The following is a 23870-nucleotide window of genomic DNA, read 5'->3' on the forward strand; positions in this document are numbered from 1 at the left end:
TTCAACAAAAACGCCGCTCAGTGATGAGCGGCGTTTTTGTTTGTGCGTTATTTGTCGCGCAACAAAAAAGGACCGTGAGGTCCTTTTTTGTTGGCCCGCCACCTTGGCGGGCCAGTGTCGCGATCAAAGCTTCGGCAGTTGCCCGATGCGGCCCATCATTTCGGTCACGATCTGCAGGTCCAGCAGGAACTGGTCAACCGTCTTGAACTCGCCGTCGGTGTGACCGGTGTATTTGACCTCAGGTCGGGCCAGGCCAAATTGCACGCCGTTAGGCAGTTCATGCACCGAGGTGGCGCCGGCAGAGGTGCCGAACTCGTGTTTCATGCCCAGGTTTTCGGTGGACACGGCCAGCAGTGCCTTGACCCACTCGCCTTCAGGGTTGCGGTACATCGGCTCGGCGATCGAGTAATCGAAGTTGACCGCGACGTGGGTTTTCTTGCTCCAGGCCGCCAGTTTGTCGGCGATTTCGCTCTTGAGTACTTCCGGCGACTTGCCCTTCGGCACGCGCAGGTTGACCGCGAGTTTGAAGGTCTTGTCGTCCATCCCGACATAGGTCAGCGAGGTGGTCAGCGGGCCCATGAAGTCATCGGCGAAACCGACACCCAGCTTGCCACCCTTGTAGTCCAGGCCCCAGTTGTCGGCAGCGTAACGGGCGGCATCGGTGATGTGGTTGTGCTTGAAGGCGATCTTGCCATCCACACTGTGGATGAAGTCCAGCATGCGCGCGACCGGGTTGACACCGGACTCAGGCTCTGAAGAGTGCGCGGAAACGCCGGTAACGCTGAGTTTTACGTCCTTGCCATCGACCTTGGCATTCACTTCGAAATCGCCGCCATGTTGTTTGGCGTATTCGTTCCCGGCCTTTTGCAGGCTGGCGGCCAGCTCGGCAGGCTTGTCTGTCACCAGAGTGACGAGCGAAACCGATGGAATCTGATTGGTCGCCATGCCGCCGGTCATCGAGATCAGCTCCGCGCCTTTGCCCTCGGCTTTGCGCTTGGCGAACTTGGCCATGACCGTGCCGTAGCCTTTCTCGGCGATCACCACCGGGTAGCCGCCATCCAGCGCCAGGTTGTACTCCGGCGTCGGGTTGCGTTCGAAGTAGTAAGGAATCGCGTCGCCGGTGGTTTCTTCGGTGGTGTCCACCAGCAGTTTGAAATTGCGGGCCAGCGGCAGCTTTTCTTCCTTGATCACCTTCATGGCATACAGCGTCACCACGATCCCGTTCTTATCGTCCTCGGTGCCACGGCCGTACATGCGGTCGCCGATCAGCGTGACCTTGAACGGGTCGAGTTTGGTGCCGTCCTTCAGTACCCAGTTTTCCGGCGTTACCGGCACCACGTCGGCGTGCGCGTGAATGCCCACGACTTCCTTGCCGCTGCCGTCGAGAGAAATTTCGTAGACGCGGTTGTCGATGTTTCGGTAGTTCAAGCCAAAGGACTCGGCCAGGTCCTTGATCTTGGCGGCGATCTTGATGAATTCAGGATTCTCGTGTTGGGCAACACCCTCTTTGCGATCGGTCGGGATCTCCACCAGTTCGCGCAGGGTTTCGAGTGCGGCCTTGCCGTATTTCGCTCGGGTGTAGAGACCCAGCAAGCGATAGATCTCGTTTTGCTGCTCAGTCGTCAGTGTCTTGTTGTCGAGAAACGCGCTGATGGAAGGGCGAAGGTCGTCGGTCTTGCTCAGATCGCTCTTGGCCACCTCGCCGAGGAACTGGCGGAAATCGCTGACCTTTGCATCACTGAAAGTCTTGAGAATGGTCGCGCTTTGCTGAGGTGTGATGTTGGCGTGGGCGGGCAGTGTCACAGACGAAAGGCTGGCCAGAATCAGGGTCGATGCGGCCAGTTGCTTGAGTGAAAAATCCATTGCTAAGGGCATTCCTTTGCAGGCAGTGAGTAGGAAGTGTCTGATTGATGCGTCAGACGGTTTCGCAAACTAACACTGCAAGCGAGTGATAGGGGAGCCCCCGAAGTGGGACGCGTCGCACAGAAATGCAAAAGCGGCGCAGAATCGAAAAAGCCCGTCCAATCTGTCTGGGCCGGGCTTCTCCGATCAGCGTGTTTACATCGACAACACCAGTCGCCCGGCAAACAGGATCAAAATCACTCCCATGCTGCGCTCGAACCAATGGCCCATGCGCATAAACAACAGCCGCACTTTGCTGCTCGAAAAGAACAACGCAACGATCACGAACCACAACGCGTTCACGCTGCACATCCACAGTCCGTACAGGGCCTGGATTTCCAGCGGCGTGCTGGCGCTGATGATCGTGGTGAAGATCGCCAGGAAAAACAGCGTGGCCTTGGGGTTGGTGGCGTTGGTCAGGAAACCGGTGGAAAACGCCTTGAACAGCGATTGCTCGACCAGCGGTTCATCGCTGGTCTTTTCGCCTTCCAGCGTTGTCTTGGGTTTGCTGCGGATCAGGCTGATACCGAGGTAGAAAATGTAAGCGCCACCCACGACCTTGGCCACCGTCAGCAGCCACGGCGTGGTGTGCATCAAGGCGCCGACGCCCAGCAGGGTGTACAGCACGTGCACGGAAATTCCCGCGCCGATGCCCAGTGCGGTGCAGATGCCGACCAGCCGACCGAAACGCACACTCTGGCGAATGGTCACGGCGAAGTCCGGGCCGGGAGCAACCACGGCGAGAAAGTGGATGGTGGCCAGCGCCAGAAACTCGCCCAGGTAATTCGATGTCATTTCAGCTCCAGAAAGTCAGGGGTGATGCATTGCCGCGATAGCCGACAAAAAACGAAAGGCTCAATCGCGGATCTGCCACGCCCGGCGTTACCGAGTGCATGCGACGCGAATTGAACATGATGAAATCCCCCGGTTCCGGGCGCACTTCAAGGGCGGGTGGGCCGAGCAGTGCCGGGTCGATGCCATAGCTGTCGCCGCGCATTTCGTCGAAGCGGTCCGGAGAAATATCGTCTTCCCACATCTGTAGCGCGCCGCCCTCGGTCGGCATGTTCAGGTAGACGTTGCAGGCGAATTGCGCCTCCAGGCTGCGGGCCTGGAAACTCTCCGGCGCATCCTTGGCGAAAATGTCGTGGTGGGCGAGGAAGCAGACGCCGGGTTTGACCACCCGAGACAGACCGACGTACATCTTGCGCCCGTAAAGGTTCTCCAGATGGGCGCCTGCCGGCCAGGATTCGTCGAGCATGCAGCGCAGGGTATCGATCGGTGAAGAGTAGGGCGCGCAGCGATTGCGCAGTTCGGCAATGTTGCCGGTGGCGCGCTCGAAGTAATCCTCGATCAGTAGCGGCTGGTTTTCCGCCTCATAGAACGCCATGCCGATGCGGCCAATGCTGGGCGCGTTGATGTAACCCTCGAAGCCGGGCTCGAGGATCTTGTCGCCAATCCGGATCGCCTGGTCTTCAGGCAAAAAGCCTTTGACGCGGATGGCGAGGACTTCTTCGTTGGCCAGTTTTTTTATGCACGTCTCATCGAGACGCTCGACGTCAAGCATCATGGTTTCAGGTCCATCTAACGAGTAGTCAACGGAACCGGCGAATGCGGTTCCCCCGGCGTCGGACGCTGCAACGGCAGCGTCCGAAATCCTCAATCCACGTTGTAGTGGACGGACAGCGTGCCCTTCTTCTGCGAAAGGGACGCGATCGTGACTGTGCCCAGATCCTTCAGGCTGCGTACATGGGTGCCGCCGCAGCCATAGGCTGGCAGTTCACCGAAGCCGATTTCCCGCGCGCCTTCGCGCAAGGACGTCAGGCGGGGCAGGTCGTGTTCGATCCATTGCCCGATGCCGTATTGAACGGTTTGCGCATCGACTTCCTGAGCACAATCCCCGGGCTTGAATTGCACCCGGCCTTCGTCCGGCCAGTGGTGTGCCTTGATCGGCATCCAGCCCATGGCCTGGACAAAGTGGCCGATCAGATGCCCGGCGGAATGCATGCGGGTGTTGAAGCGGCGACGTTCCTCATCGATGCGGATCTGGGTCATGCCCAGTGGTACCGGCCGGTCGACGAAATGAATGATCCGGTCCGGTTCCTGTACGACACGCAAGACCTGGCTGTCGCCGATCCAGCCCGTATCGCAAGGCTGCCCGCCACCTTGCGGGTGAAACAGAGTGGCGCGCAGCACCACAGCGAATTCGTTCTCGTGGGGCGTGCAGTCGAGGACTTCCACATTGGCCTTGAGGTCATCACTATGGAAAAAGAGGCGAAGCGTCATATTCCATGCCCTTATTAAAGTTTCTTTTTTAATTATATGAATCGTGCAATAACGTGATAATCCGTTCAAACATCAAAGGACTGTTGCGCTGTGAGCATAAATCTTCCTCTGCCGTTGCTCGGTGAAATGGCGATTTTCGTCAAGGTCGTGGAGACCGGCAGCTTTTCCGAGGCCGCTCGTCAATTGGGCTCATCACCCTCGGCGGTCAGCCGCAGTATTTCCCGGCTGGAAAAGGCGTTGGCCACGCGGCTGTTGCAACGCACCACACGCAAATTGCGTCTGAGCGATGGCGGGGAGGAAGTGTTCAAGCGCTGTCAGGAGATGGTCAGCGCGGCCCGGTCGGTGATGGAAATCAGCGGTCAGTTCACCCACGAAGCCGAAGGCCTGGTGCGGGTCAGCGTGCCGAAAGCGGTCGGGCGCTTCGTGATTCATCCGCATATGCCGGAATTTCTGCGCCGTTATCCGAAGGTTGATGTGGAGTTGCTGCTGGAGGACCGGCAGGTGGACCTGATCGACGATCATGTCGACCTGGCGATTCGCATCACGGAGCGGCCACCGGCAGGACTGGTCGGGCGGCAGTTACTGACCATCGACCATTTGCTCTGCGCGACGCCGCAATACCTGGCCGAGCATGGCACGCCGACTCACCCCCATGACTTGCTCAATCACAGCTGCATCTATCTGGGCGAAACCCCGAGTGATGCGCGCTGGAAGTTCAAGAAAGGCAGCAAAGCAGTGACGGTCGGCGTGCGTGGCCGGTATGCCGCCAATCACACCGGCGTGCGCCTGGGCGCTGTGTTGCAGCACATCGGTATCGGCAGCCTGCCGTATTTCACCGCTCGTTATGCCCTCGAACAGGGTCTGGTCGTGCAGGTTCTGCCGGACTGGACATTCCTGGCGTCCTACCACGGCGGATTGTGGTTGCTGCATTCGCCAACGCGTTATCTGCCACCGAAGCTGCGGGTGTTCATCGATTATCTGGTGGAGTGCCTGGAGAAGGAGCCGACATTGAGCAAACCGGGAAAACCCAACGCTGCAAAATCGCTGGCCGAGTACGAATTGCCGGAGGGGGAAGGGCTGCTGTAACGGCGGCGCAAAAAAAAGGCCCGCATGGATCACCATGCGGGCCTTTTCATTGTCTGGCGAAAAATCAGTGCTTGCTGTCCTGGGCGGACATCGCCAGCAGTTGTTTTTCCTGATTCCAGTCGAACGGTTCGTCGTTCTGTTCAGCTTCGTAGCGACGTTCTTCCAGTGCCTGATACATGTCGATTTCTTCATCGGACAGGTAATGCAGGCAGTCGCCGGCGAAGAACCACAGCAGATCCCGCGGGATCAGGTGGGCAATTTGCGGGTAACGGGTAATCACTTGAGTCAGGATGTCCTGGCCCAGGTATTGGCTTTCGATCGGCTCGATCGGCAGTGACGCCAGCAGTTCGTCGAAACGCTCCAGGAACAGGGCATGGCTTTCTTCGGGAACCTGATCGGCCTCACCTACGGCGACCAGGATACTGCGCAGGTGGTCGAGCAAAACCAGATGATCGGCAACGACGTTGGACACGAGATAAGTCCTCAAGAGCAAAACGGGCGCGGGAGTATAAAGCCCCCGCGCCGCTTTTTCACTGATTGAAGGGATCAGCGGATTTTGCCGTCCGCCGGTTTCAGCTCCTCTTTGTCGAAGTCATCGACATCGATCACCTTGCGCCGCGCCGCTTCGGCATCACGCAGGGTCTGGGCTTCCACCGCCTGCAACACCCCGGCTTCCAGTGCCGCATCGATGGCGTGTTCGCCGGCCACCGGTTTGACCTGACCGCTCTTGAGCGAGGTGTGCAGTTTCTTGTGCAACGGTTGCGCAGCGTTCAACTGATCGCAGGCATGTTGCAGCGCGCCGACTGCGTCATCTGCCGATTGCGGGCGATAGCAGCCGGCGAGCAACTCTTCCAGCGCCGGATCGCCCTTGGCCCGGCCGATGACCGCTGCCACTTCGGCACCGAGTCTGTCTGACGGGCCTTTGTGACGACGACCGAACGGGAACACGATCACCCGCAACAGGCAGCCGAAAACCCGGTTCGGGAAATTGGTCAGCAGCTCATCCAGTGCCTTTTCCGACTGGCCGAGGCTTTCTTCCATGGCCCATCTGAACAGCGGCTCCATGTACGCCGGAGAATCGAGGTCGTGGTAGCGCTTGAGCGCTGCGGAGGCGAGATACAGGTTGCTCAGCACATCGCCCAGACGGGCCGACAGCCGCTCGCGTCGTTTCAGTTCGCCGCCCAGCAGCATCATGCTCAGGTCGGCCAGCATGGCAAATGCGGCAGCCTGACGGTTGAGCGCGCGGAAGTAGCCCTGGCTGAGCTTGTCTCCCGGCGCATGTTCGAAATGGCCGAAACCCAGGTTCAGCACCAGTGTGCTGGCGGCGTTGCTCACGGCAAATCCGATGTGCTTGAGCAGCAGGCCATCGAACTCCTTGAGGGCCTGATCCTTGTCCTCGCGTCCGGCGAGGGCCATTTCCTTGAGGACGAACGGATGGCAGCGAATCGCGCCCTGGCCGAAGATCATCAGGTTGCGTGAAAGAATGTTCGCGCCTTCCACGGTGATGAAGATCGGCGCGCCATTCCAGCTGCGACCCAGATAGTTGTTCGGGCCCATGATGATCGCCTTGCCGCCATGCACATCCATGGCGTGGCTGATGCACTCGCGACCGCGTTCGGTGAGGTGATACTTGAGGATCGCCGACAGCACCGAAGGCTTCTCGCCCAGATCCACCGCGTTGGCGGTCAACATTCGCGCGGCATCCATCATCCACGCGTTGCCACCGATGCGGGCCATGGCTTCCTGAATGCCTTCGAACGCTGACAGCGGCACGTTGAACTGCTCACGGATCTGCGCGTATTGCCCGGTCACCAGACTGGTGAACTTGGCCGCGCCGGTACCCACCGCCGGCAGCGAAATCGAACGCCCGACCGACAGGCAGTTCATCAGCATCATCCAGCCCTTGCCGAGCATGTCCTGGCCGCCGATGAGGAAGTCCAGCGGGATGAACACGTCCTTGCCGGAGTTGGGGCCGTTCATGAACGCGGCGCCCAGCGGCAGGTGGCGACGGCCGATTTCCACGCCGGGAGTATCGGTCGGGATCAGCGCCAGGCTGATGCCCAGGTCTTCCTTGTCGCCCAGCAGGTGATCCGGGTCATAAGCCTTGAAGGCGAGGCCGAGCAGGGTCGCGACCGGACCGAGGGTGATGTAGCGTTTTTCCCAGTTCAGGCGCAGGCCGAGGGTTTCCTGGCCTTCCCATTCACCCTTGCAGATGATCCCGGTGTCGGGCATGGCGCCGGCGTCGGAACCAGCGAGCGGGCCGGTCAACGCGAAGCATGGAATATCGTCGCCCCGGGCCAGCCGTGGCAGGTAATGATTGCGCTGTTCGTCGGTGCCGTAGTGCAGCAGCAGTTCGGCCGGGCCGAGGGAGTTGGGCACCATCACGGTGGAGGCGAGGTCGCCGCTGCGGGTTGCCAGTTTCATCGCCACTTGAGAGTGGGCGTAGGCGGAGAAGCCCTTGCCGCCGAACTCCTTGGGAATGATCAGGGCGAAGAAACCGTGTTCCTTGATGTGGGTCCAGGCTTCGGGCGGCAAATCCATCGACTGGCCGATCTGCCAGTCGGTGACCATCGCGCAGAGTTCTTCGGTCGGGCCGTCGATGAAGGCCTGTTCCTCATCGCTCAGTTGCGCCTTGGGATAGGACAGCAGTTTTTCCCAGTCCGGACGGCCGCTGAACAGTTCGCCGTCCCACCACACCGTGCCGGCATCGATCGCATCGCGCTCGGTCTGCGACATCGGCGGCAGGGTTTTCTGGAACCAGTTGAACAGCGGTGCGCTGAAGTGTTTGCGGCGCAGATCCGGCAGCAGCAACGGAGCCGCGACGATGGCCAGTACGACCCAGAAGATCAGCAGCAACCAGCCCGGTGCATGGCTGAAAATGCCCATCGCCAGCAAATAGGCCGCGACGATCCCCAGTGCCGGCAGCGGGGCGATGCGCCGGTGGGCCAGATACGCCACACCGACGATCAGAACCAGTATCCACAACAACAGCATATTCAATCCTCCGTGAACCAGGGCGAACGACCCTCCAGAGCTTAGACGGCATCTGCAAAACGGGGCGGTCAGAACAAGTTGATCTAAATCGTGGGAAACCCTGGATGGCTTTTGTAGTTTCGGTGGGCAACACGCGTAGGAAATCGTTCGCAGACTCCGCGGCTTTGCGTCCATGTTTGGCCGAAACGTCGTTATCTCTGTGCTGATCCTCTCGCTAGACTCCGGGTTCACCCAGGAGAATGTCGTCATGCGCGAGTATCTGAGCCCCGGCCGCTTCATCGATAGTGACCACCCCTCGGTGGTGGAGTTCGCAGAACGGCACCGTGGTGCCAGCCGCGACCCGCGCGCGCAGGCGATCAGTCTTTATTACGCCGTGCGCGAGGCGGTGCGTTACAACATGTACACCTTCAGCCGCGACCCGCAGACCCTGCGCGGCAGTTACGCGCTGGCGGCGGGCGAAAGTTATTGCGTGCCCAAGGCCACGCTGCTCGCCGGTTGCGCGCGCCATTGCGGGATCCCCGCACGCATTGGTCTGGCGGATGTGAAAAATCACCTGTCGACGCCGCGTCTGCTTGAACTGCTGAGAAGCGAAGTGTTCGCCATGCATGGTTATACCGAGCTGTTTCTCAACGATCGCTGGGTGAAAGCCACCCCCGCGTTCAACCAGAAACTCTGCGAAATGTTCAACGTTGCGCCGCTGGAATTCGACGGCATGAACGACAGCGTTTTCCACCCGTACAACAGCGATGGCGCGCTGCTGATGGAGTACCTGGTCGATCACGGCCAGTTCGCGGATGTACCGGAATCCTTTTTCTTCGAACATCTGCAGAAATGCTATCCGCACCTGTTCAATGATCGGCAGACGCCACTGTCCAGTGACCTGCGCGATGATGTCGGCAGCCGCTGATCCGGCGTATGCTGCTCGCCCACTCAATGGAAAAGAGGCGGTCATGCTGAAGATCTGGGGTCGCAAGAATTCGTCGAATGTCAGAAAACCGTTGTGGGCGGCCGAAGAACTCGGGCTGGCCTATGAGGCAATCGATGCCGGTGGCGCGTTCGGCGTGGTCGATACGCCGGAGTACCGGGCGATGAACCCGAACGGTCGGGTGCCGGTGATCGAAGACGACGGTTTTGTGTTGTGGGAATCCAATGCCATCGTTCGCTACCTGTTGGCCAGGCATGCGGCGAACACCTCGTGGTATCCGGCGGATCTGCAGACCCGCGCCATCGCCGACAAGTGGATGGACTGGACCACGTCCAGTTTTGCAGGGCCTTTCCGCACGGTGTTCTGGGGCGTTCTGCGCACCCCGGCAGACAAGCAGGACTGGCCGGCGATTCATGCCGCGATCAAGGAATGCGAAGGCTTGCTGGCCATGGCCGATCAAGCCCTGATAAACCAGCCGTACCTGTCCGGCAGTGAAATCGGCATGGGCGACATTCCGCTCGGCAGTTTTATTTATGCCTGGTTCGAGATGCCGATCGAGCGTGCGCCGATGCCGCATCTGGAGGCCTGGTACGCGCGACTGAAGCAGCGTCCGGCGTATTGCAAAGCCGTCATGACCGCGTTGACTTAATACCTACTATCGACACACTTGACTGTACTTGTGCGGCGGCGGCAAGCACCATTGCGCTTGTGCGCCGCGGTTGTCTCCCTCGCCGCCCGCCGTCATTCAGTCCTTTTTCTCTTCTTGGTGCGTAATCCGATATGAGTTCCGCTCTGTCCATCCGGCAGCTAACCAAAACCTACGGCAACGGGTTCCAGGCCTTGAGTGGTATCGATCTGGACGTCGCCGAAGGTGACTTCTTCGCATTGCTCGGCCCCAACGGCGCCGGCAAATCCACGACCATCGGCATTCTCTCGACCCTGGTGAACAAGACCAGCGGCACGGTGAATATCTTCGGTCACGACCTGGACAAGAACCCCGCGGCGCTCAAGCGCTCGATCGGCGTGGTGCCCCAGGAATTCAACTTCAACCAGTTCGAAAAGACTTTCGACATCGTCGTCACCCAGGCCGGCTACTACGGCATTCCGGCGAAAATCGCCAAGGAACGCGCCGAGCAATACCTGACCCAGCTCGGCCTGTGGGACAAGCGCGATGTGCCGTCGCGTTCGCTGTCCGGTGGCATGAAGCGTCGCTTGATGATCGCCCGGGCGCTGGTGCATGAACCGCGTCTGCTGATCCTCGACGAACCGACGGCCGGCGTCGACATCGAACTGCGCCGTTCGATGTGGACGTTCCTCACCGAACTGAACCAGAAAGGCATCACCATCATCCTCACCACGCACTACCTGGAAGAGGCTGAGCAGCTGTGCCGTAACATCGGCATCATCGACCACGGCACCATCGTCGAGAACACCAGCATGCGTCAGTTGCTCGGGCAACTGCATGTGGAGACCTTCCTGCTCGACCTGAAGAACGATCTGGCGGTTGCACCGCAGCTGGCCGGCTATCCGGCCCGTCTGGTGGATGCGCATACCCTGGAAGTACAGGTCGACAAGTCCATGGGCATCACCGCGCTGTTTGGCCAACTGGCCCTGCAGAACATCGAAGTGCTGAGCCTGCGCAATAAAACCAATCGCCTCGAGGAGCTGTTCGTGTCCCTGGTGGAGAAAAATCTGTCGAAGGTGGCGGTATGAGTTCCGAGCTGCGCCCCAACCTCGTTGCCCTCAACACCATCGTTTACCGCGAAGTCCGGCGCTTCACGCGGATCTGGCCGCAGACCCTGCTGCCGCCGGCGATCACCATGGTTCTGTACTTCGTCATCTTCGGCAACCTGATCGGCAAGCAGATCGGCGGCATGGGCGGCTTCAGTTACATGGAGTACATCGTGCCGGGGCTGATCATGATGTCGGTGATCACCAACTCCTACGGCAACGTGGTGTCGAGTTTCTTTGGCAGCAAGTTCCAGCGTTCCATCGAAGAACTGATGGTGTCGCCGGTGTCGCCACACACCATCCTGATCGGCTATACCCTCGGTGGCGTGCTGCGCGGCCTGATGGTCGGCGTCATCGTGACGATCCTGTCGCTGTTCTTCACCAGTCTGCAGGTGCATCACTTGGGCGTTACCGTGCTGGTGGTGGTGCTGACGGCGACGATCTTCTCGCTGCTGGGTTTCATCAACGCCGTGTTTGCGCGCAACTTCGATGATATTTCGATCATCCCGACGTTCGTGCTGACCCCGCTGACCTACCTCGGTGGCGTGTTCTACTCGATCACCTTGCTGCCGCCGTTCTGGCAGACCGTGTCGCTGGCGAACCCGGTGCTGCACATGGTCAACGCCTTCCGTTATGGCATCCTCGGTGTGTCGGATATCCGCATCGGTATCGCGATCACCTTCATGCTGGTGGCGACCGTGGTGCTGTACTTCGGTTGCGCGCGGTTGCTGGTGAGCGGTCGCGGGATGCGTACCTGATCCCACCGGCGCTGCAATAAAAAACGGCCTCCCACTGTGGAGGCCGTTTTGCATTCACGACTGGCGACTTTTCTTGCGCCGCGCCCATTGTCGGGCGACCCACCAGCGCCAATACAACATCACCAGACAATAGGCGAGGGCCCCCAGCGCCAGCCCGACCACCACCGAACCGAGCAGGAACGGTTGCCACAGGGTCGAGAGTTCGCCGCTGATCCATTCCCAGGTCAACGAGTCCGGCAGGGTGCGGGCGGGGATGTCCATCAGCCACGCCCCGACCTTGTAGGTGCAGTAGAACACCGGCGGCATGGTGACCGGATTGGTCAGCCAGACCAGACTGACGGCAATCGGCATGTTGCCGCGCACGGTGATGGCCAGTGCGGCGGCCACCAGCATCTGCGCGGGAATCGGCAGGAAAGCCGCAAAAATGCCGACGGCCATGGCCCGGGCCACCGAGTGCCGGTTCAGGTGCCAGAGGTTCGGGTCATGCAGCAACTTGCCGAGAAAGCGTAAGGATTTGTGTTCCCTGATGCTCGTCGGGTCGGGCATGTAACGTTTGAATAAGCGCCGGGGCATAAGGCTTCTCGGTCGGTTAAGGCGGCAAGTATGTCTGGATTCTACGAAGCGCCCATTCAGACTTTGTGACAATTGTTGACGACGCCTGCGCCTTATCAAGGCTATGCCTGAAGAGGGGACTCTCAAGGACGGGCGTATGCGCACAGGGATGATGGCGCTGGCAGTCGGTCTGCTGGCCCCGGTTTTTTTGCCGACCTTGCCGCCGGTCGGGTGGATGCTGTGGCTGCCGGTGGTGGCACTGATGCTGTTGCCGTTTCGCAGCTATCCGCTGGCGTTTTTGTTGTTTGGCTTCGCCTGGTCGTGCATCGGTGCGCAGTGGGCGCTGGATGATCGACTGCCAGCGGAACTGGACGGCGAAACGCGTTGGGTCGAAGGGCGGGTCGTTGGTCTGCCGCAGAACGGCGACGGGGTCGTGCGCTTCGAGTTGGCCGATGCCCGTTCGCGTCACGGGAAACTGCCACAGTTGATGCGTCTGGCCTGGTACGACGGGCCACCGGTCAACAGCGGTGAGCGCTGGCGGTTGGCGGTCAAACTCAAACGTCCCGGCGGGCTGCTCAATCCCGATGCCTTCGATTACGAAGCCTGGCTGCTGGCCCAGCGCATCGGTGCCTCCGGCACGGTGAAGGACGGCAACCGGCTGGCGGCGGCGCAGTGGGCCTGGCGGGACGGCATCCGACAGCGTCTGCTGGCGGTGGACACTCAGGGCCGGGGTACAGCGCTGGCGGCGCTGGTACTGGGTGACGGCTCGGGGCTCAGTCGCGAGGACTGGCAGATCCTGCAGGACACCGGCACCGTGCACTTGTTGGTGATTTCCGGACAGCACATCGGACTGCTGGCAGCGGTGATGTATGGGCTGGTCGCCGGGCTGGCGCGATTCGGTCTGTGGCCGTTGCGTTGGCCATGGCTGCCGTGGGCCTGTGGTCTGGCATTCTCGGCGGCGCTGGGTTACGGCTTGCTGGCCGGGTTCGATGTGCCGGTGCGACGAGCCTGCGTGATGGTTGCGCTGTTGTTGCTGTGGCGATTGCGCTTTCGCCATCTGGGTGCCTGGTGGCCGTTGTTGCTGGCCTTCAATGGTGTGCTGCTGATGGACCCGCTGGCGGCTCTGCGCCCAGGACTATGGTTGTCCTTCACGGCGGTGGCAGTGCTGATTTTCACCTTCGGCGGTCGTCTGGGGCCTTGGCGCTGGTGGCAGACCTGGACGCGAGCCCAATGGCTGATCGCAATCGGTTTATGCCCTGTGTTGCTGATCCTGGGCCTGCCGATCAGCCTCAGCGGGCCATTGGCCAATCTGCTGGCGGTGCCGTGGATCAGTTTTGCGGTGCTCCCGCCGGCGTTGCTCGGCACTTTGTTGTTGCCGATTCCCTATGTCGGCGAAGGCTTGTTGTGGATGGCTGGCGGGCTGGTCGATGGATTGTTCCGGGCTCTGGCCCTGATCGCCGGGCGCTGGCCGGAGTGGGTTGCGCCATCGATGCCGGGATGGATTCTGGTGCTGGGCTGCATTGGTGCCGTGTTGTTATTGCTGCCCCGAGGTATTCCCTTGCGTCCCCTGGGCTGGCCGTTGCTGCTGGTGCTGGCATTTCCGCCCCGGGAGCGACTGGCCGAAGGCGTGGCGGATGTCTGGCAACTCGACGTCGGCCAAGGGCTGGCGATTTTGATCCGCACCCGCCACCACACATTGCTGTACGACACCGGGCCGCGCTTCGGGGATTTCGATGTCGGCGAGCGAGTGGTGCTGCCAGCCTTGCACAAACTGGGTGTGGAGCGACTCGATCTGATGCTGCTCAGCCATGCCGACGCCGACCATGCCGGTGGGGCACTGGCCGTGGCAAACGGCTTGCCGGTCAGCCGGGTGATCAGCGGCGATCCGCCGGGGCTGCCCGAAGCGCTGAACGCTGAAACCTGTGAAAGCGGTCGACAATGGCAGTGGGACGGCGTTGCCTTTCATCTATGGCAATGGGCCGACGCCCATGACAGTAATCAGCGTTCCTGTGTCCTGCAGGTCGAAGCCAACGGCGAGCGACTGCTGCTGACCGGCGATATCGACGTCGCTGCCGAACGGGATTTGCTTAACAGTGTATTGGCGATCCCTACTCAGTGGCTGCAAGCCCCGCACCATGGCAGCCGCAGTTCCTCATCGATGGCGTTGCTCAAGGTTTTGCAGCCTCGGGACGTGCTGATCTCCCGGGGGCAGGGCAATTCGTTCGGGCATCCGCATCCGACCGTCATCGCCCGTTACCGCAAGCAGGGTTTGCGCATCCATGACAGCGCCGAGCAGGGTGCCATTCATCTGCAACTGGGCCGATTTCAGCCGGCCCGGTCTATGCGCCAGCAACGCCGGTTCTGGCGCGACCCGCCGCAGCCGGGGGCGACGCACCGTTGAGTACGGTCGTCGGGGCAACGGGTCTTTATCGCGAACCGGTATGGTAAAGTGGCGCACTTTTTCGAGGGGGCTGTCACTGTGTGGGAATTGGTCAAATCCGGCGGCTGGATGATGTTGCCGATCATTCTGAGTTCCATCGCCGCCATGGCGATCGTCGCCGAGCGTCTGTGGACGCTGCGCGCCAGTCGCGTCACCCCCGAGCATCTGCTGGGTCAGGTCTGGGTCTGGATCAAGGACAAGCAGCTCAACAAGGAAAAACTCAAGGAATTGCGCGCCAACTCGCCGCTGGGTGAAATCCTCGCCGCGGGCCTGGCCAACTCCAAGCATGGTCGCGAGATCATGAAAGAGTGCATTGAAGAAGCCGCCGCCCGGGTCATCCACGAGCTGGAACGCTACGTCAATGCGCTGGGCACCATCGCCGCCATGTCGCCGCTGCTGGGTCTGCTGGGCACGGTGCTGGGCATGATCGATATTTTCAGCGCTTTCACCGGCTCCGGCATGACCACCAACGCTTCGGTATTGGCCGGTGGTATCTCCAAGGCGCTGATCACCACGGCGGCGGGCCTGATGGTCGGTATTCCGTCGGTATTCTTCCACCGTTTCCTGCAACGCCGCATCGATGAACTGGTGGTCGGCATGGAGCAGGAAGCAATCAAACTGGTGGAAGTGGTGCAGGGCGACCGTGACGTCGATCTGGCCGGGGGCAAAGCGTGAAATTCCGTCGCAAGCCCCGGGAAACCATCGATATCAACCTCGCGTCGCTGATCGACGTGGTGTTCATTCTGCTGCTGTTTTTCGTCGTGACCACCACCTTCACCCGCGAAACCCAGCTGCGCGTCGATCTGCCGGAAGCGGTCAGCGGCTCGCCGGCCGAGGATCAGCAGGTCAAGCAACTGGACGTTGCCATCAGCGCTGAAGGCGTGTTCTCGGTGAACAACAGGATTTTGCCGAAGAACGACCTGGCGACCCTGATGGAAGCCATGCAGAAAGAAGCCAACGGTGACACCAACATGCCGTTGTCGATCAGTGCCGATGGCAAGACCCAACATCAATCCGTGATCACCGCCATGGACGCGGCCGGCAAGCTCGGTTTCAGCCATTTGCGCATGACCACGGTCGAGGCGGCGCCCAAATCCTGATGGCCATGTCCGATCGTCTGCTCGCCGCGTGGTATCAGGGGCATCCGGCCCTGACGCTGTTGCGGCCGCTGGAGTGGCTGTATCGCCGCGTGGTGGCTGGCAAGCGTCAGCGTTTTCTCGATGGCGAGGGCGAGATCTATCAATCGCCGGTGCCGGTGATCGTGGTCGGCAATATCACGGTGGGTGGCACCGGCAAGACGCCGATGATCCTCTGGCTGATCGAACACTGTCGGCGCAGCGGATTGCGGGTCGGTGTGGTCAGTCGCGGCTACGGCGCCAAGCCGCCGCAATTGCCGTGGCGGGTCGAAGCCGATCAGTCTGCCGATGTCGCGGGCGACGAACCGCTGCTGATCGTGCAGCGCACCGGTGTGCCGTTGATGATCGACCCGAACCGCAGCGCTGCCGTCAAAGCCTTGCTGGCCAGTGAACCGCTGGACCTGATCCTGTCTGACGACGGCATGCAGCACTATCGTCTGGCGCGGGACCTTGAGCTGGTGCTGATCGACGCCGCCCGTGGGCTGGGCAACAAGCGCTGCCTGCCCGCCGGCCCATTGCGTGAACCGGTCGAACGTCTGCAAAGCGTCGATGGCGTGCTGTTCAACGGTGCCCCTGAGGATCGCGAGGACGGTTTCGCTTTCCGTCTGCAACCCACGGCGCTGGTCAATCTGCTCAGCGGCGAACGCCAGCCTCTCGAACATTTTCCAGCCGGCCAGGCACTGCACGCAGTCGCCGGGATCGGCAATCCGCAACGTTTCTTCAATACCCTCGAAGCGCTAGACTGGCGGCCTGTGCCCCACGCGTTTGCCGACCACGCCGAATACAGCGTACAGGCCTTGAGTTTCACGCCGTCATTGCCGTTGGTGATGACCGAAAAGGACGCGGTGAAGTGCCGCGCCTTCGCTGCCGCCGACTGGTGGTACCTGGCGGTCGATGCCGTGCCGTCGCCGGCCTTCGTGGCCTGGTTCGACACGCAGCTGATGCGCCTGTTGCCGGATCGTCTTTTGCCTTAAACCGTTTTTATCCAGGGAATGTTCATGGACACCAAATTGCTCGACATCCTCGCCTGCCCGGTCTGCAAAGGCCCGCTCAAACTCAGCGCCGACAAGACCGAACTGATCAGCAAGGGCGCCGGCCTGGCGTACCCGATCCGTGACGGCATCCCGGTGATGCTGGAAAGCGAAGCCCGCACCCTGACCACCGACGAGCGTCTGGATAAATGACCACAGCCTTCACCGTTGTCATCCCGTCGCGCTACGCCTCGACCCGCCTGCCGGGTAAACCGCTGCTGGACATCGCCGGCAAGCCGATGATCCAGCACGTCTGGGAACAGGCGAGCAAAAGCAGCGCCAGCCGTGTGGTCGTGGCCACCGACGACGCGCGTATCGTCGAGGCCTGTAAGGCTTTCGGCGCCGAAGTGGTGCTGACCCGTGAAGATCACAACTCCGGCACCGACCGCCTGGCCGAAGTGGCCGCGAAGCTGGGTCTGGAGCCGGATGCCATCGTGGTCAACGTCCAGGGTGACGAACCGCTGATCCCGCCAAGCGTGATCGATCAGGTCGCCGCCAATCTGGCGGCCCACACCGAAGCGCGCATGGCCACCCTGGCCGAGCCGATCGAGGACGTGGACACCCTGTTCAACCCGAACGTGGTCAAGGTCGTCAGCGACCTCAACGGTCTGGCGCTGACCTTCAGTCGTGCGACTCTGCCGTGGGCTCGCGACGCGTTCGCCAAAAGCCGCGACGTGCTGCCGGAAGGCGTGCCGTATCGCCGCCACATCGGCATCTACGCCTACCGCGCCGGTTTCCTTCAGGACTTCGTGAGCTGGGGGCCGTGCTGGCTGGAAAACACCGAATCCCTCGAACAATTGCGTGCCCTGTGGCACGGCGTGCGGATTCACGTGGCTGACGCATTGATCGCGCCGCCAACCGGAGTCGACACCGCCGAAGACCTCGAGCGCGTCCGTCGCCTGCTGGAGGCCTGATGCGCGTTCTGTTCGTGTGCCTGGGCAACATCTGTCGCTCGCCCACCGCCGAAGGCGTGATGCGCGCCAAGCTGCGCGAGGCCGGTCTGGACGCTCAGGTCGAAGTGGCTTCCGCCGGCACCGGCGACTGGCACGTCGGCAATCCGCCGGACAAACGCAGTCAGGCTGCGGCCAAACTGCGTGGTTATGACTTGTCGGCGCAACGCGCCCAGCAGGTCAGCCGCGCCGATTTCGCCAGCTATGACCTGATCCTCGCCATGGATAACAGCAACCTGCGCAACCTCAAGGCGCTGCAACCGTCCACCGGCAAGGCTGAGCTGGACCTGTTCCTGCGTCGCTATGAAGGCGAAGTCGATGAGGTGCCGGATCCGTATTACGACGGCGATCAGGGTTTCGAGCAGGTGCTGGATCTGATCGAGCGCGCCTGCGACCGGTTGCTGATTGAAGTGAAGGGCCGGTTATGAGTTTGCAGGTACACCCTCAGGTTTCCCTGAAACCGTTCAACACCTTTGGTGTGGATGTTCGTGCGCAACTGTTCGCCGAAGCCCACAGCGACGCCGATGTGCGCGAAGCCCTGGCTTATGCGACCGCCCACGATGTGCCGTTGCTGGTCATCGGCGGCGGCAGCAATCTGCTGCTGACGGCGGATATTCCGGCACTGGTGCTGCGCATGGCCAGTCGTGGCATTCGCGTCATCAGCGACGATGGCAATCGCGTGGTGATCGAGGCCGAGGCGGGTGAGCCGTGGCATCCGTTTGTTCAGCACACGCTGGCGATGGGTTTTTCCGGGCTGGAGAACCTCAGTCTGATCCCCGGCACCGTCGGCGCTGCGCCGATGCAGAACATCGGTGCCTACGGTGTCGAGATCAAGGACGTGTTCGCCGGCCTGACGGCGCTGGATCGTCAGACCGGCGAGCTGCGCGACTTCAGTCTGGAAGAGTGCAACTTCGCCTACCGTGACAGCGTGTTCAAACAGCAGCCGGGTCGTTGGCTGATCCTGCGGGTGCGCTTCGCACTGGATCGAGTCGCCCATTTGCATCTGGAATACGGCCCGGTGCGTCAGCGCCTGAGCGAGCAGGGCATCGAGCAACCGACGCCGACAGATGTCAGCCGCGCCATTTGCAGCATCCGCAGCGAGAAACTGCCGGATCCGGCGGTGTTGGGCAATGCCGGCAGCTTCTTCAAGAACCCGCTGGTGTCGGCGACGGTGGTTGCGCAGATCAAGGCGCAGCACCCGGATCTGGTGGCCTACGCGCAACCGGACGGGCAGATGAAGCTGGCGGCGGGCTGGCTGATCGAGCGAGCGGGCTGGAAAGGTTTCCGTGAGGCCGATGCCGGCGTGCATAAATTGCAGGCGCTGGTGCTGGTCAATTACGGCTCAGCCACCGGGCAGCAGCTGCTCGATCTGGCGCAACGTATCCAGAAAGACATTGCAGAACGTTTCAATGTCGAGCTGGAAATGGAGCCCAACCGTTATTGAGGCTACGCTTTCAAGGCGCAATACAAAGCCCTGCACTATTTAAAAAGTGCAGGGCTTTTTTGTTAATCCCGGGTTAACTTAGCCAGCTAACGATAAACCCCTTTGCTCCACCAAAGGCCCGGTGCAGACGTTTCGTCGGCACAAGAGAGCCTCATTAGCCTGAGTCGATCTGCGTGAACCCACCGCTGATTTCCGGCGGCAGATTGCTCGACCCCATAACCTCCATGAATATGCGGGCGTGCCCATGATTACCCTGAAACTCAATGGCCAAGACCATCCACTCGATGTCACCGAGGACATGCCCCTGTTGTGGGCGATCCGTGACGTCGCCGGTTACAGCGGCACCAAGTTCGGCTGCGGCATGGGCCTGTGCGGCGCCTGCACCATTCATATCGACGGATTGCCGGTGCGCAGTTGCATCACGCCGATCGGTTCGGTGGCCGGGCAGAATGTAACGACCATCGACAACCTGCACGCCGATCCGATTGGCCAGATCGTCCAGCAAGCGTGGCTCGACACCGCCGTAGCCCAGTGCGGTTTTTGTCAGGGCGGGCAGATCATGTCCGCCACCGCGTTGCTCAAGACCAACCCGAACCCGAGCGACGAGCAGATCGAAGAGGCGATGGTCGGCAATATCTGCCGTTGCGGCACCTACAACCGGATCAAGACCGCCATCCGCCAGGCCTCCACTCACCTGAAGGAGGCCAAGGCATGAGCCGCTTGCCGAACGATTTCGCCCTGAGCAACCTGAGTCGCAGGGGCTTCCTCAAGGGGGTCGGCGCCACAGGTGCGCTGGTGCTGGCCGCGAGCTGGGGCTGGCAGGATGCATTGGCTGAGGACAAACCGAAGAAATTCGGCGCCGATGGCATGCCCAACGGCTGGATCGATGATCCGAAGGTCTACGTCAGCATCGCCGCCGACGGTACGGTGACCGTGGTCTGCAACCGCTCGGAAATGGGCCAGGGCGTGCGCACCAGCCTGACCATGGTGGTCGCCGATGAGCTGGAAGCCGATTGGGCCCACGTCAAGGTTCAACAGGCACCGGGCGATGAAGTGCGTTTCGGTAACCAGGACACTGACGGCTCGCGCAGCATGCGTCACTGGTACGAGCCGATGCGTCGTTGCGGCGCCGCTGCCCGGACCATGCTGGAGCAGGCCGCTGCCGCGCAGTGGAAGGTGCCGGTCGGTGAATGCCGCGCGCAGCTGCACAAAATCATTCACACGGCGTCCGGGCGCGAGCTGGGTTATGGCGAGCTGGCCGCTGCCGCCAGTGCGTTGCCGGTTCCGGGCCGTGACAGTCTGCGGCTCAAGCAGCCGTCGGAATTCCGCTACATCGGCAAGGAAGGGACGAAGGCCATCGACGGCGAAGACATCGTCAATGGCCGCGCCGTGTACGGGGCTGACGTGCATTTCGACGGCATGCTGTACGCCGTGATCGCCCGCCCTGCGGTGTACGGCGGCAAGGTCAAGTCAGTGGACGACAGCGCCGCGCTGAAAGTGCCGGGCGTGCTGAAAGTCATACAGATCGAACCGCGGCCGCTGCCTTCGGAATTCCAGCCATTGGGTGGCGTGGCCGTGGTGGCCAGCAACACCTGGGCGGCACTCAAGGGCCGCGAGGCGCTGAAGATCGAGTGGGACGATGGCCCGAACGCCAGTTACGACTCGATCGCCTATCGCAAGGAACTGGAAGCCGCTTCGCTGAAACCAGGCAAGGTCGTGCGCAACACCGGCGACATCGAAAAGGCTATCGGCAGCGCTGCCGGCACCCTGGAAGCTTCTTACTACTTGCCGCATCTGGCACAGGCGCCGATGGAGCCGATGGTGGCCGTCGCTCGCTATAAAGAGGGCGTGTGCGAAGCCTGGGCGCCAAGTCAGGCGCCGCAGGTCACCCGTGAGCGGATCGCCGAACGCCTCGGTCTGCCGTTCGATAACGTGACCTTCGACGTGACCCTGCTCGGCGGTGGTTTCGGTCGTAAGTCCAAGCCGGATTTCGTTGTCGAAGCTGCCATTCTGGCCAAGGAATTTCCCGGCAAGGCAGTGCGGGTCCAGTGGACGCGGGAAGATGACATCCACAATTCGTATTTCCACACAGTATCGGCCGAGTATCTCAAGGCCGGCGTGGGCAAGGACGGTTTGCCGTCTGCCTGGCTGCACCGCACGGTGGCGCCGAGCATCACCGCGCTGTTTGCGCCGGGCATGAATCACGAAGCTGCGTTCGAACTGGGCATGGGCTTCACCAACATGGCTTACGCGATTCCCAACGTACGCCTGGAAAACCCTGAAGCCACGGTACATACCCGGGTCGGCTGGTATCGCTCGGTGTCGAACATTCCCCATGGTTTTGCGATCCAGAGCTTTGTCGACGAACTGGCGCACAAGGCCAAGGAAGATCCGCTCAAGTACCAGATCAAACTGCTCGGCCCGGATCGGCAGATCGACCCGCGCACGCTTAGTGAAGAATGGAACTACGGCGAATCCCCCGAGCGTTATCCGATCGACACCGGACGGATGCGCACCGTGCTGGAAACCGCGGCCAAGGCTGCGGGTTGGGGGCGGAAACTGCCCAAGGGGCGTGGCCTCGGCCTGGCAGTGCATTACAGCTTCGTGACTTATGTGGCGGCGGTGATCGAAGTCGAGGTCAAGGACGACGGCACGCTGATCGTGCACAAGGTCGACATCGCCGTGGATTGCGGGCCGCAGATTAATCCCGAGCGGATCCGTTCTCAGTTCGAAGGCGCCTGTGTGATGGGCCTGGGCAATGCCGTCTGGGGCGAGATCAGCTTCAAGGACGGCAAGGTGCAGCAGGACAACTTCCATATGTATGAAGTGGCGCGCATGTCGCTGGCACCGAAGGAAGTCGCGGTGCATCTGGTGACGCCGCCGGGTGAAGTGCCGCTGGGCGGTGTCGGTGAGCCGGGCGTGCCGCCGATTGCGCCGGCGTTGTGCAATGCGATCTTCGCCGCGACCGGCCAGCGCATCCGCAGCCTGCCGGTGCGTTACCAGTTGCAGGGCTGGCAAAAGGCGCAAGCGTGATGGACAGCGCCGATCTCAATGTCCTGCGCAGCGTCCTGGAGTGGCGCCGCGCCGGGCTGCGGGTGGTGTTGTTCACTGTCGTGCAGACCTGGGGCACTGCGCCCCGGGCGCCCGGCGCGATGCTGGCGTTGCGTGAGGATGGCGTGGTGATCGGTTCGGTGTCCGGCGGTTGTGTCGAGGACGATCTGATCGCCCGCCTGCATGACGGGCGGATTCCCGCCGACGGGCCGCCGGTGCAGTTGATCACCTATGGCGTGACCCGGGAGGAGGCGGCGCGGTTCGGCCTGCCGTGCGGCGGCACTTTGCGCCTCACCGAAGAGCGAGTCGGAGATCCGGCGTGGGTCGCTGAATTGCTGGCCCGTTGTGAGGCTCATGAAATCATTGCTCGTGAACTGAATCTTGAAAGCGGTGAAGTGATTCTTTCGCTGGCGAGCAAAACGGATGCATTGGTTTTTGATGGCAAGACCTTGCGTGCCATCTACGGCCCGCGCTGGCGTCTGCTGCTGATCGGTGCCGGGCAGTTGTCGCGTTATGTGGCCGAAATGGCGCGGCTGCTGGATTTCGAAGTGCTGATCTGCGATCCCCGCACCGAGTTCGTGTATGACTGGGAAGAGCAGCATGGCCGCTTTGTCCCCGGTATGCCGGATGAGGCGGTGCTGAGCATTCAGACCGACGAGCGCACCGCCATTGTTGCCCTGACCCATGATCCGCGTCTGGACGACATGGCGTTGCTGACGGCGCTGGATTCCAGGGCGTTTTACGTCGGCGCTCTGGGCTCGCGCGTCAACAGTCTCAAGCGTCGGGAATACCTGGCTGAGCTAGGCTTGTCGCAAGCGGCCATCGCTCGATTGCACGGGCCGATCGGTTTGCCGATCGGCAGTCATTCCCCGGCGGAAATCGCATTGTCGTTGCTGGCGGAAATCGTCGCGATCAAGAATGGTGTCGAGTTGAAGCAGAAGAAGGCAGAGCGCGCATGAGTCGAACCATCGGAGTGATTGTGCTGGCGGCGGGCGAGGGCAGCCGCTTTCGCGAAGTGGCGGGTGCTGACAAGGACAAGCTGCTGGCCGATTGCACAGGGCGTGACGGGGCCGTGCGCTCGGTGATCGAGCAGACGCTGGTGAATCTTCCGGCGAGTCTCGACAAGCGCGTACTGGTGACGACCGACGCACGGCCGCAGGCGATGCGGATGGCGCAGGCTTACGGGTGTGACATTGTTTCGATCGAGTCTACGGGGATGGGCGACAGCATCGCGGCGGGTGTGGCGGCTTGCCCGGATGCCGAAGGCTGGCTGATCGTGCTGGGCGATATGCCGTTCATCCTTCCATCGAGCATTGAGCGGGTAGTGGCGGCGATTGCCGACGATACGGTCAGTGTGCCGGTGCAGGATGGCGAGTTTGGGCATCCGGTCGGATTTGGTCGCTCGTTTGGGCCGGGGTTGATGGCATTGTCCGGTGATCGCGGGGCCAGACCTTTGTTCAAGCAGGGGCGGGTGGTCGAGGTTGCTGTGGATGATCCTGGCGTGCTGTGGGATATCGATGTGCCGCAGGCACTGGTTTTTCCGCAGGCCTGATACAAACCGCGAGGCATAAAAAAGCCCCGCCTGGA

24 protein-coding genes are annotated in these 23870 nt (G+C 61.4%); 17 read left to right on the forward strand and 7 right to left on the reverse strand.

Features of this window, described 5'->3' with window-relative positions; translation table 11 throughout:
• Nucleotides 1–123: 123 nt before the first annotated feature.
• The 4 genes from OQ248_RS18480 to OQ248_RS18495 form a co-directional block, all read right to left on the reverse strand.
• Nucleotides 124–1863, reverse strand: a complete 1740-nt coding sequence (locus tag OQ248_RS18480; protein WP_265813544.1) for a dipeptidase — start codon at nt 1861–1863, stop codon at nt 124–126.
• Nucleotides 1864–2058: 195 nt separating this feature from the next.
• On the reverse strand, nt 2059–2697 hold the full coding sequence (locus OQ248_RS18485) for a LysE family translocator (protein ID WP_085710955.1): 639 nt from the start codon (nt 2695–2697) through the stop codon (nt 2059–2061).
• A 1-nt stretch (nt 2698) separates the two neighbouring features.
• Entirely contained in the window at nt 2699–3469 is a 771-nt protein-coding gene (locus OQ248_RS18490) for a 2OG-Fe(II) oxygenase (protein ID WP_085710954.1), read from the reverse strand.
• An 89-nt stretch (nt 3470–3558) separates the two neighbouring features.
• Nucleotides 3559–4185: an alanyl-tRNA editing protein gene (locus OQ248_RS18495; RefSeq protein WP_265813545.1), complete on the reverse strand. Its 627-nt coding sequence runs from the start codon at nt 4183–4185 to the stop codon at nt 3559–3561.
• 90 nt (nt 4186–4275) lie between these two features.
• Here OQ248_RS18495 and OQ248_RS18500 point away from each other — a divergent pair, with 90 nt between their 5' ends.
• A complete protein-coding gene (locus tag OQ248_RS18500) occupies nt 4276–5271 on the forward strand; it encodes a LysR family transcriptional regulator (protein WP_085710952.1) in 996 nt (331 codons plus the stop codon).
• Between the two features lie 64 nt (nt 5272–5335).
• On the opposite strand, the gene OQ248_RS18505 is transcribed toward OQ248_RS18500, so the two are convergent.
• Both OQ248_RS18505 and OQ248_RS18510 read right to left on the reverse strand, forming a co-directional pair.
• Entirely contained in the window at nt 5336–5743 is a 408-nt protein-coding gene (locus OQ248_RS18505) for a PA2817 family protein (protein ID WP_007950758.1), read from the reverse strand.
• Nucleotides 5744–5817: 74 nt separating this feature from the next.
• Complete coding sequence (locus OQ248_RS18510; protein WP_265813546.1) at nt 5818–8265, reverse strand: acyl-CoA dehydrogenase; 2448 nt, start codon at nt 8263–8265, stop codon at nt 5818–5820.
• Between the two features lie 247 nt (nt 8266–8512).
• On the opposite strand from OQ248_RS18510, the gene OQ248_RS18515 reads away from it, so the two are divergent.
• From OQ248_RS18515 to OQ248_RS18530, 4 genes are all read left to right on the forward strand, one after another.
• Nucleotides 8513–9172, forward strand: a complete 660-nt coding sequence (locus OQ248_RS18515; protein WP_114884772.1) for a transglutaminase family protein — start codon at nt 8513–8515, stop codon at nt 9170–9172.
• A 43-nt stretch (nt 9173–9215) separates the two neighbouring features.
• On the forward strand, nt 9216–9839 hold the full coding sequence (locus OQ248_RS18520; protein WP_265813548.1) for a glutathione S-transferase: 624 nt from the start codon (nt 9216–9218) through the stop codon (nt 9837–9839).
• 131 nt (nt 9840–9970) lie between these two features.
• Nucleotides 9971–10903: an ABC transporter ATP-binding protein gene (locus OQ248_RS18525; RefSeq protein ID WP_085710948.1), complete on the forward strand. Its 933-nt coding sequence runs from the start codon at nt 9971–9973 to the stop codon at nt 10901–10903.
• Nucleotides 10900–11679 (forward strand): ABC transporter permease, encoded by a 780-nt coding sequence (locus OQ248_RS18530; RefSeq protein WP_085710947.1) that lies wholly within the window; start codon nt 10900–10902, stop codon nt 11677–11679. Before OQ248_RS18525 ends, OQ248_RS18530 begins: the two co-directional genes overlap by 4 nt.
• A gap of 54 nt (nt 11680–11733) precedes the next feature.
• Here OQ248_RS18530 and OQ248_RS18535 read toward each other — a convergent pair whose 3' ends face one another.
• Nucleotides 11734–12252, reverse strand: a complete 519-nt coding sequence (locus OQ248_RS18535; RefSeq protein ID WP_085710946.1) for a DUF2062 domain-containing protein — start codon at nt 12250–12252, stop codon at nt 11734–11736.
• A gap of 136 nt (nt 12253–12388) precedes the next feature.
• On the opposite strand from OQ248_RS18535, the gene OQ248_RS18540 reads away from it, so the two are divergent.
• The 12 genes from OQ248_RS18540 (at nt 12389) to OQ248_RS18595 (ending at nt 23835) form a co-directional block, all read left to right on the forward strand.
• On the forward strand, nt 12389–14632 hold the full coding sequence (locus OQ248_RS18540) for a DNA internalization-related competence protein ComEC/Rec2 (protein ID WP_265813549.1): 2244 nt from the start codon (nt 12389–12391) through the stop codon (nt 14630–14632).
• 78 nt (nt 14633–14710) lie between these two features.
• Complete coding sequence (locus OQ248_RS18545) at nt 14711–15346, forward strand: MotA/TolQ/ExbB proton channel family protein (RefSeq protein ID WP_162803506.1); 636 nt, start codon at nt 14711–14713, stop codon at nt 15344–15346.
• Nucleotides 15343–15771, forward strand: coding sequence for a biopolymer transporter ExbD (locus tag OQ248_RS18550; RefSeq protein WP_085710944.1), 429 nt, complete (start codon nt 15343–15345; stop codon nt 15769–15771). The genes OQ248_RS18545 and OQ248_RS18550 overlap by 4 nt, the downstream gene beginning before the upstream one ends.
• Entirely contained in the window at nt 15771–16781 is a 1011-nt protein-coding gene (lpxK, locus tag OQ248_RS18555) for a tetraacyldisaccharide 4'-kinase (protein WP_265813550.1), read from the forward strand. Before OQ248_RS18550 ends, lpxK begins: the two co-directional genes overlap by 1 nt.
• Nucleotides 16782–16805: 24 nt before the next feature.
• On the forward strand, nt 16806–16991 hold the full coding sequence (locus OQ248_RS18560) for a Trm112 family protein (RefSeq protein WP_003179363.1): 186 nt from the start codon (nt 16806–16808) through the stop codon (nt 16989–16991).
• Entirely contained in the window at nt 16988–17752 is a 765-nt protein-coding gene (gene kdsB / locus OQ248_RS18565; protein ID WP_260520562.1) for a 3-deoxy-manno-octulosonate cytidylyltransferase, read from the forward strand. The genes OQ248_RS18560 and kdsB overlap by 4 nt, the downstream gene beginning before the upstream one ends.
• Nucleotides 17752–18216, forward strand: coding sequence for a low molecular weight protein-tyrosine-phosphatase (locus OQ248_RS18570; RefSeq protein ID WP_085710942.1), 465 nt, complete (start codon nt 17752–17754; stop codon nt 18214–18216). The genes kdsB and OQ248_RS18570 overlap by 1 nt, the downstream gene beginning before the upstream one ends.
• Nucleotides 18213–19232: a UDP-N-acetylmuramate dehydrogenase gene (gene murB / locus OQ248_RS18575; RefSeq protein ID WP_265813553.1), complete on the forward strand. Its 1020-nt coding sequence runs from the start codon at nt 18213–18215 to the stop codon at nt 19230–19232. The genes OQ248_RS18570 and murB overlap by 4 nt, the downstream gene beginning before the upstream one ends.
• A gap of 244 nt (nt 19233–19476) precedes the next feature.
• Complete coding sequence (locus OQ248_RS18580; protein WP_265813554.1) at nt 19477–19947, forward strand: (2Fe-2S)-binding protein; 471 nt, start codon at nt 19477–19479, stop codon at nt 19945–19947.
• On the forward strand, nt 19944–22265 hold the full coding sequence (locus OQ248_RS18585) for a xanthine dehydrogenase family protein molybdopterin-binding subunit (protein ID WP_265813555.1): 2322 nt from the start codon (nt 19944–19946) through the stop codon (nt 22263–22265). Before OQ248_RS18580 ends, OQ248_RS18585 begins: the two co-directional genes overlap by 4 nt.
• Nucleotides 22265–23242: an XdhC family protein gene (locus OQ248_RS18590; RefSeq protein ID WP_265813556.1), complete on the forward strand. Its 978-nt coding sequence runs from the start codon at nt 22265–22267 to the stop codon at nt 23240–23242. The genes OQ248_RS18585 and OQ248_RS18590 overlap by 1 nt, the downstream gene beginning before the upstream one ends.
• The gene (locus tag OQ248_RS18595; protein WP_265813557.1) at nt 23239–23835 is read left to right on the forward strand and encodes a nucleotidyltransferase family protein; all 597 of its coding nucleotides are present in this window, start codon (nt 23239–23241) and stop codon (nt 23833–23835) included. The genes OQ248_RS18590 and OQ248_RS18595 overlap by 4 nt, the downstream gene beginning before the upstream one ends.
• The last annotated feature ends 35 nt before the right edge of the window (nt 23836–23870 follow it).

The sequence above is a fragment of the Pseudomonas sp. COW5 genome, assembly GCF_026240005.1.
Lineage (GTDB): Bacteria > Pseudomonadota > Gammaproteobacteria > Pseudomonadales > Pseudomonadaceae > Aquipseudomonas > Aquipseudomonas kribbensis.

Coding starts and splice junctions, on each gene's coding strand:
- OQ248_RS18585 (WP_265813555.1), top strand. CDS start 19,944: ATGAGCCGCTTGCCGAACGATTTCGCCCTGAGCAACCTGAGTCGCAGG.
- OQ248_RS18485 (WP_085710955.1), bottom strand. CDS start 2,697: ATGACATCGAATTACCTGGGCGAGTTTCTGGCGCTGGCCACCATCCAC.
- OQ248_RS18530 (WP_085710947.1), top strand. CDS start 10,900: ATGAGTTCCGAGCTGCGCCCCAACCTCGTTGCCCTCAACACCATCGTT.
- OQ248_RS18510 (WP_265813546.1), bottom strand. CDS start 8,265: ATGCTGTTGTTGTGGATACTGGTTCTGATCGTCGGTGTGGCGTATCTG.
- kdsB (WP_260520562.1), top strand. CDS start 16,988: ATGACCACAGCCTTCACCGTTGTCATCCCGTCGCGCTACGCCTCGACC.
- lpxK (WP_265813550.1), top strand. CDS start 15,771: ATGGCCATGTCCGATCGTCTGCTCGCCGCGTGGTATCAGGGGCATCCG.
- murB (WP_265813553.1), top strand. CDS start 18,213: ATGAGTTTGCAGGTACACCCTCAGGTTTCCCTGAAACCGTTCAACACC.
- OQ248_RS18535 (WP_085710946.1), bottom strand. CDS start 12,252: ATGCCCCGGCGCTTATTCAAACGTTACATGCCCGACCCGACGAGCATC.
- OQ248_RS18490 (WP_085710954.1), bottom strand. CDS start 3,469: ATGATGCTTGACGTCGAGCGTCTCGATGAGACGTGCATAAAAAAACTG.
- OQ248_RS18495 (WP_265813545.1), bottom strand. CDS start 4,185: ATGACGCTTCGCCTCTTTTTCCATAGTGATGACCTCAAGGCCAATGTG.
- OQ248_RS18580 (WP_265813554.1), top strand. CDS start 19,477: ATGATTACCCTGAAACTCAATGGCCAAGACCATCCACTCGATGTCACC.
- OQ248_RS18515 (WP_114884772.1), top strand. CDS start 8,513: ATGCGCGAGTATCTGAGCCCCGGCCGCTTCATCGATAGTGACCACCCC.
- OQ248_RS18590 (WP_265813556.1), top strand. CDS start 22,265: ATGGACAGCGCCGATCTCAATGTCCTGCGCAGCGTCCTGGAGTGGCGC.
- OQ248_RS18570 (WP_085710942.1), top strand. CDS start 17,752: ATGCGCGTTCTGTTCGTGTGCCTGGGCAACATCTGTCGCTCGCCCACC.
- OQ248_RS18525 (WP_085710948.1), top strand. CDS start 9,971: ATGAGTTCCGCTCTGTCCATCCGGCAGCTAACCAAAACCTACGGCAAC.
- OQ248_RS18595 (WP_265813557.1), top strand. CDS start 23,239: ATGAGTCGAACCATCGGAGTGATTGTGCTGGCGGCGGGCGAGGGCAGC.
- OQ248_RS18540 (WP_265813549.1), top strand. CDS start 12,389: ATGCGCACAGGGATGATGGCGCTGGCAGTCGGTCTGCTGGCCCCGGTT.
- OQ248_RS18520 (WP_265813548.1), top strand. CDS start 9,216: ATGCTGAAGATCTGGGGTCGCAAGAATTCGTCGAATGTCAGAAAACCG.
- OQ248_RS18480 (WP_265813544.1), bottom strand. CDS start 1,863: ATGGATTTTTCACTCAAGCAACTGGCCGCATCGACCCTGATTCTGGCC.
- OQ248_RS18560 (WP_003179363.1), top strand. CDS start 16,806: ATGGACACCAAATTGCTCGACATCCTCGCCTGCCCGGTCTGCAAAGGC.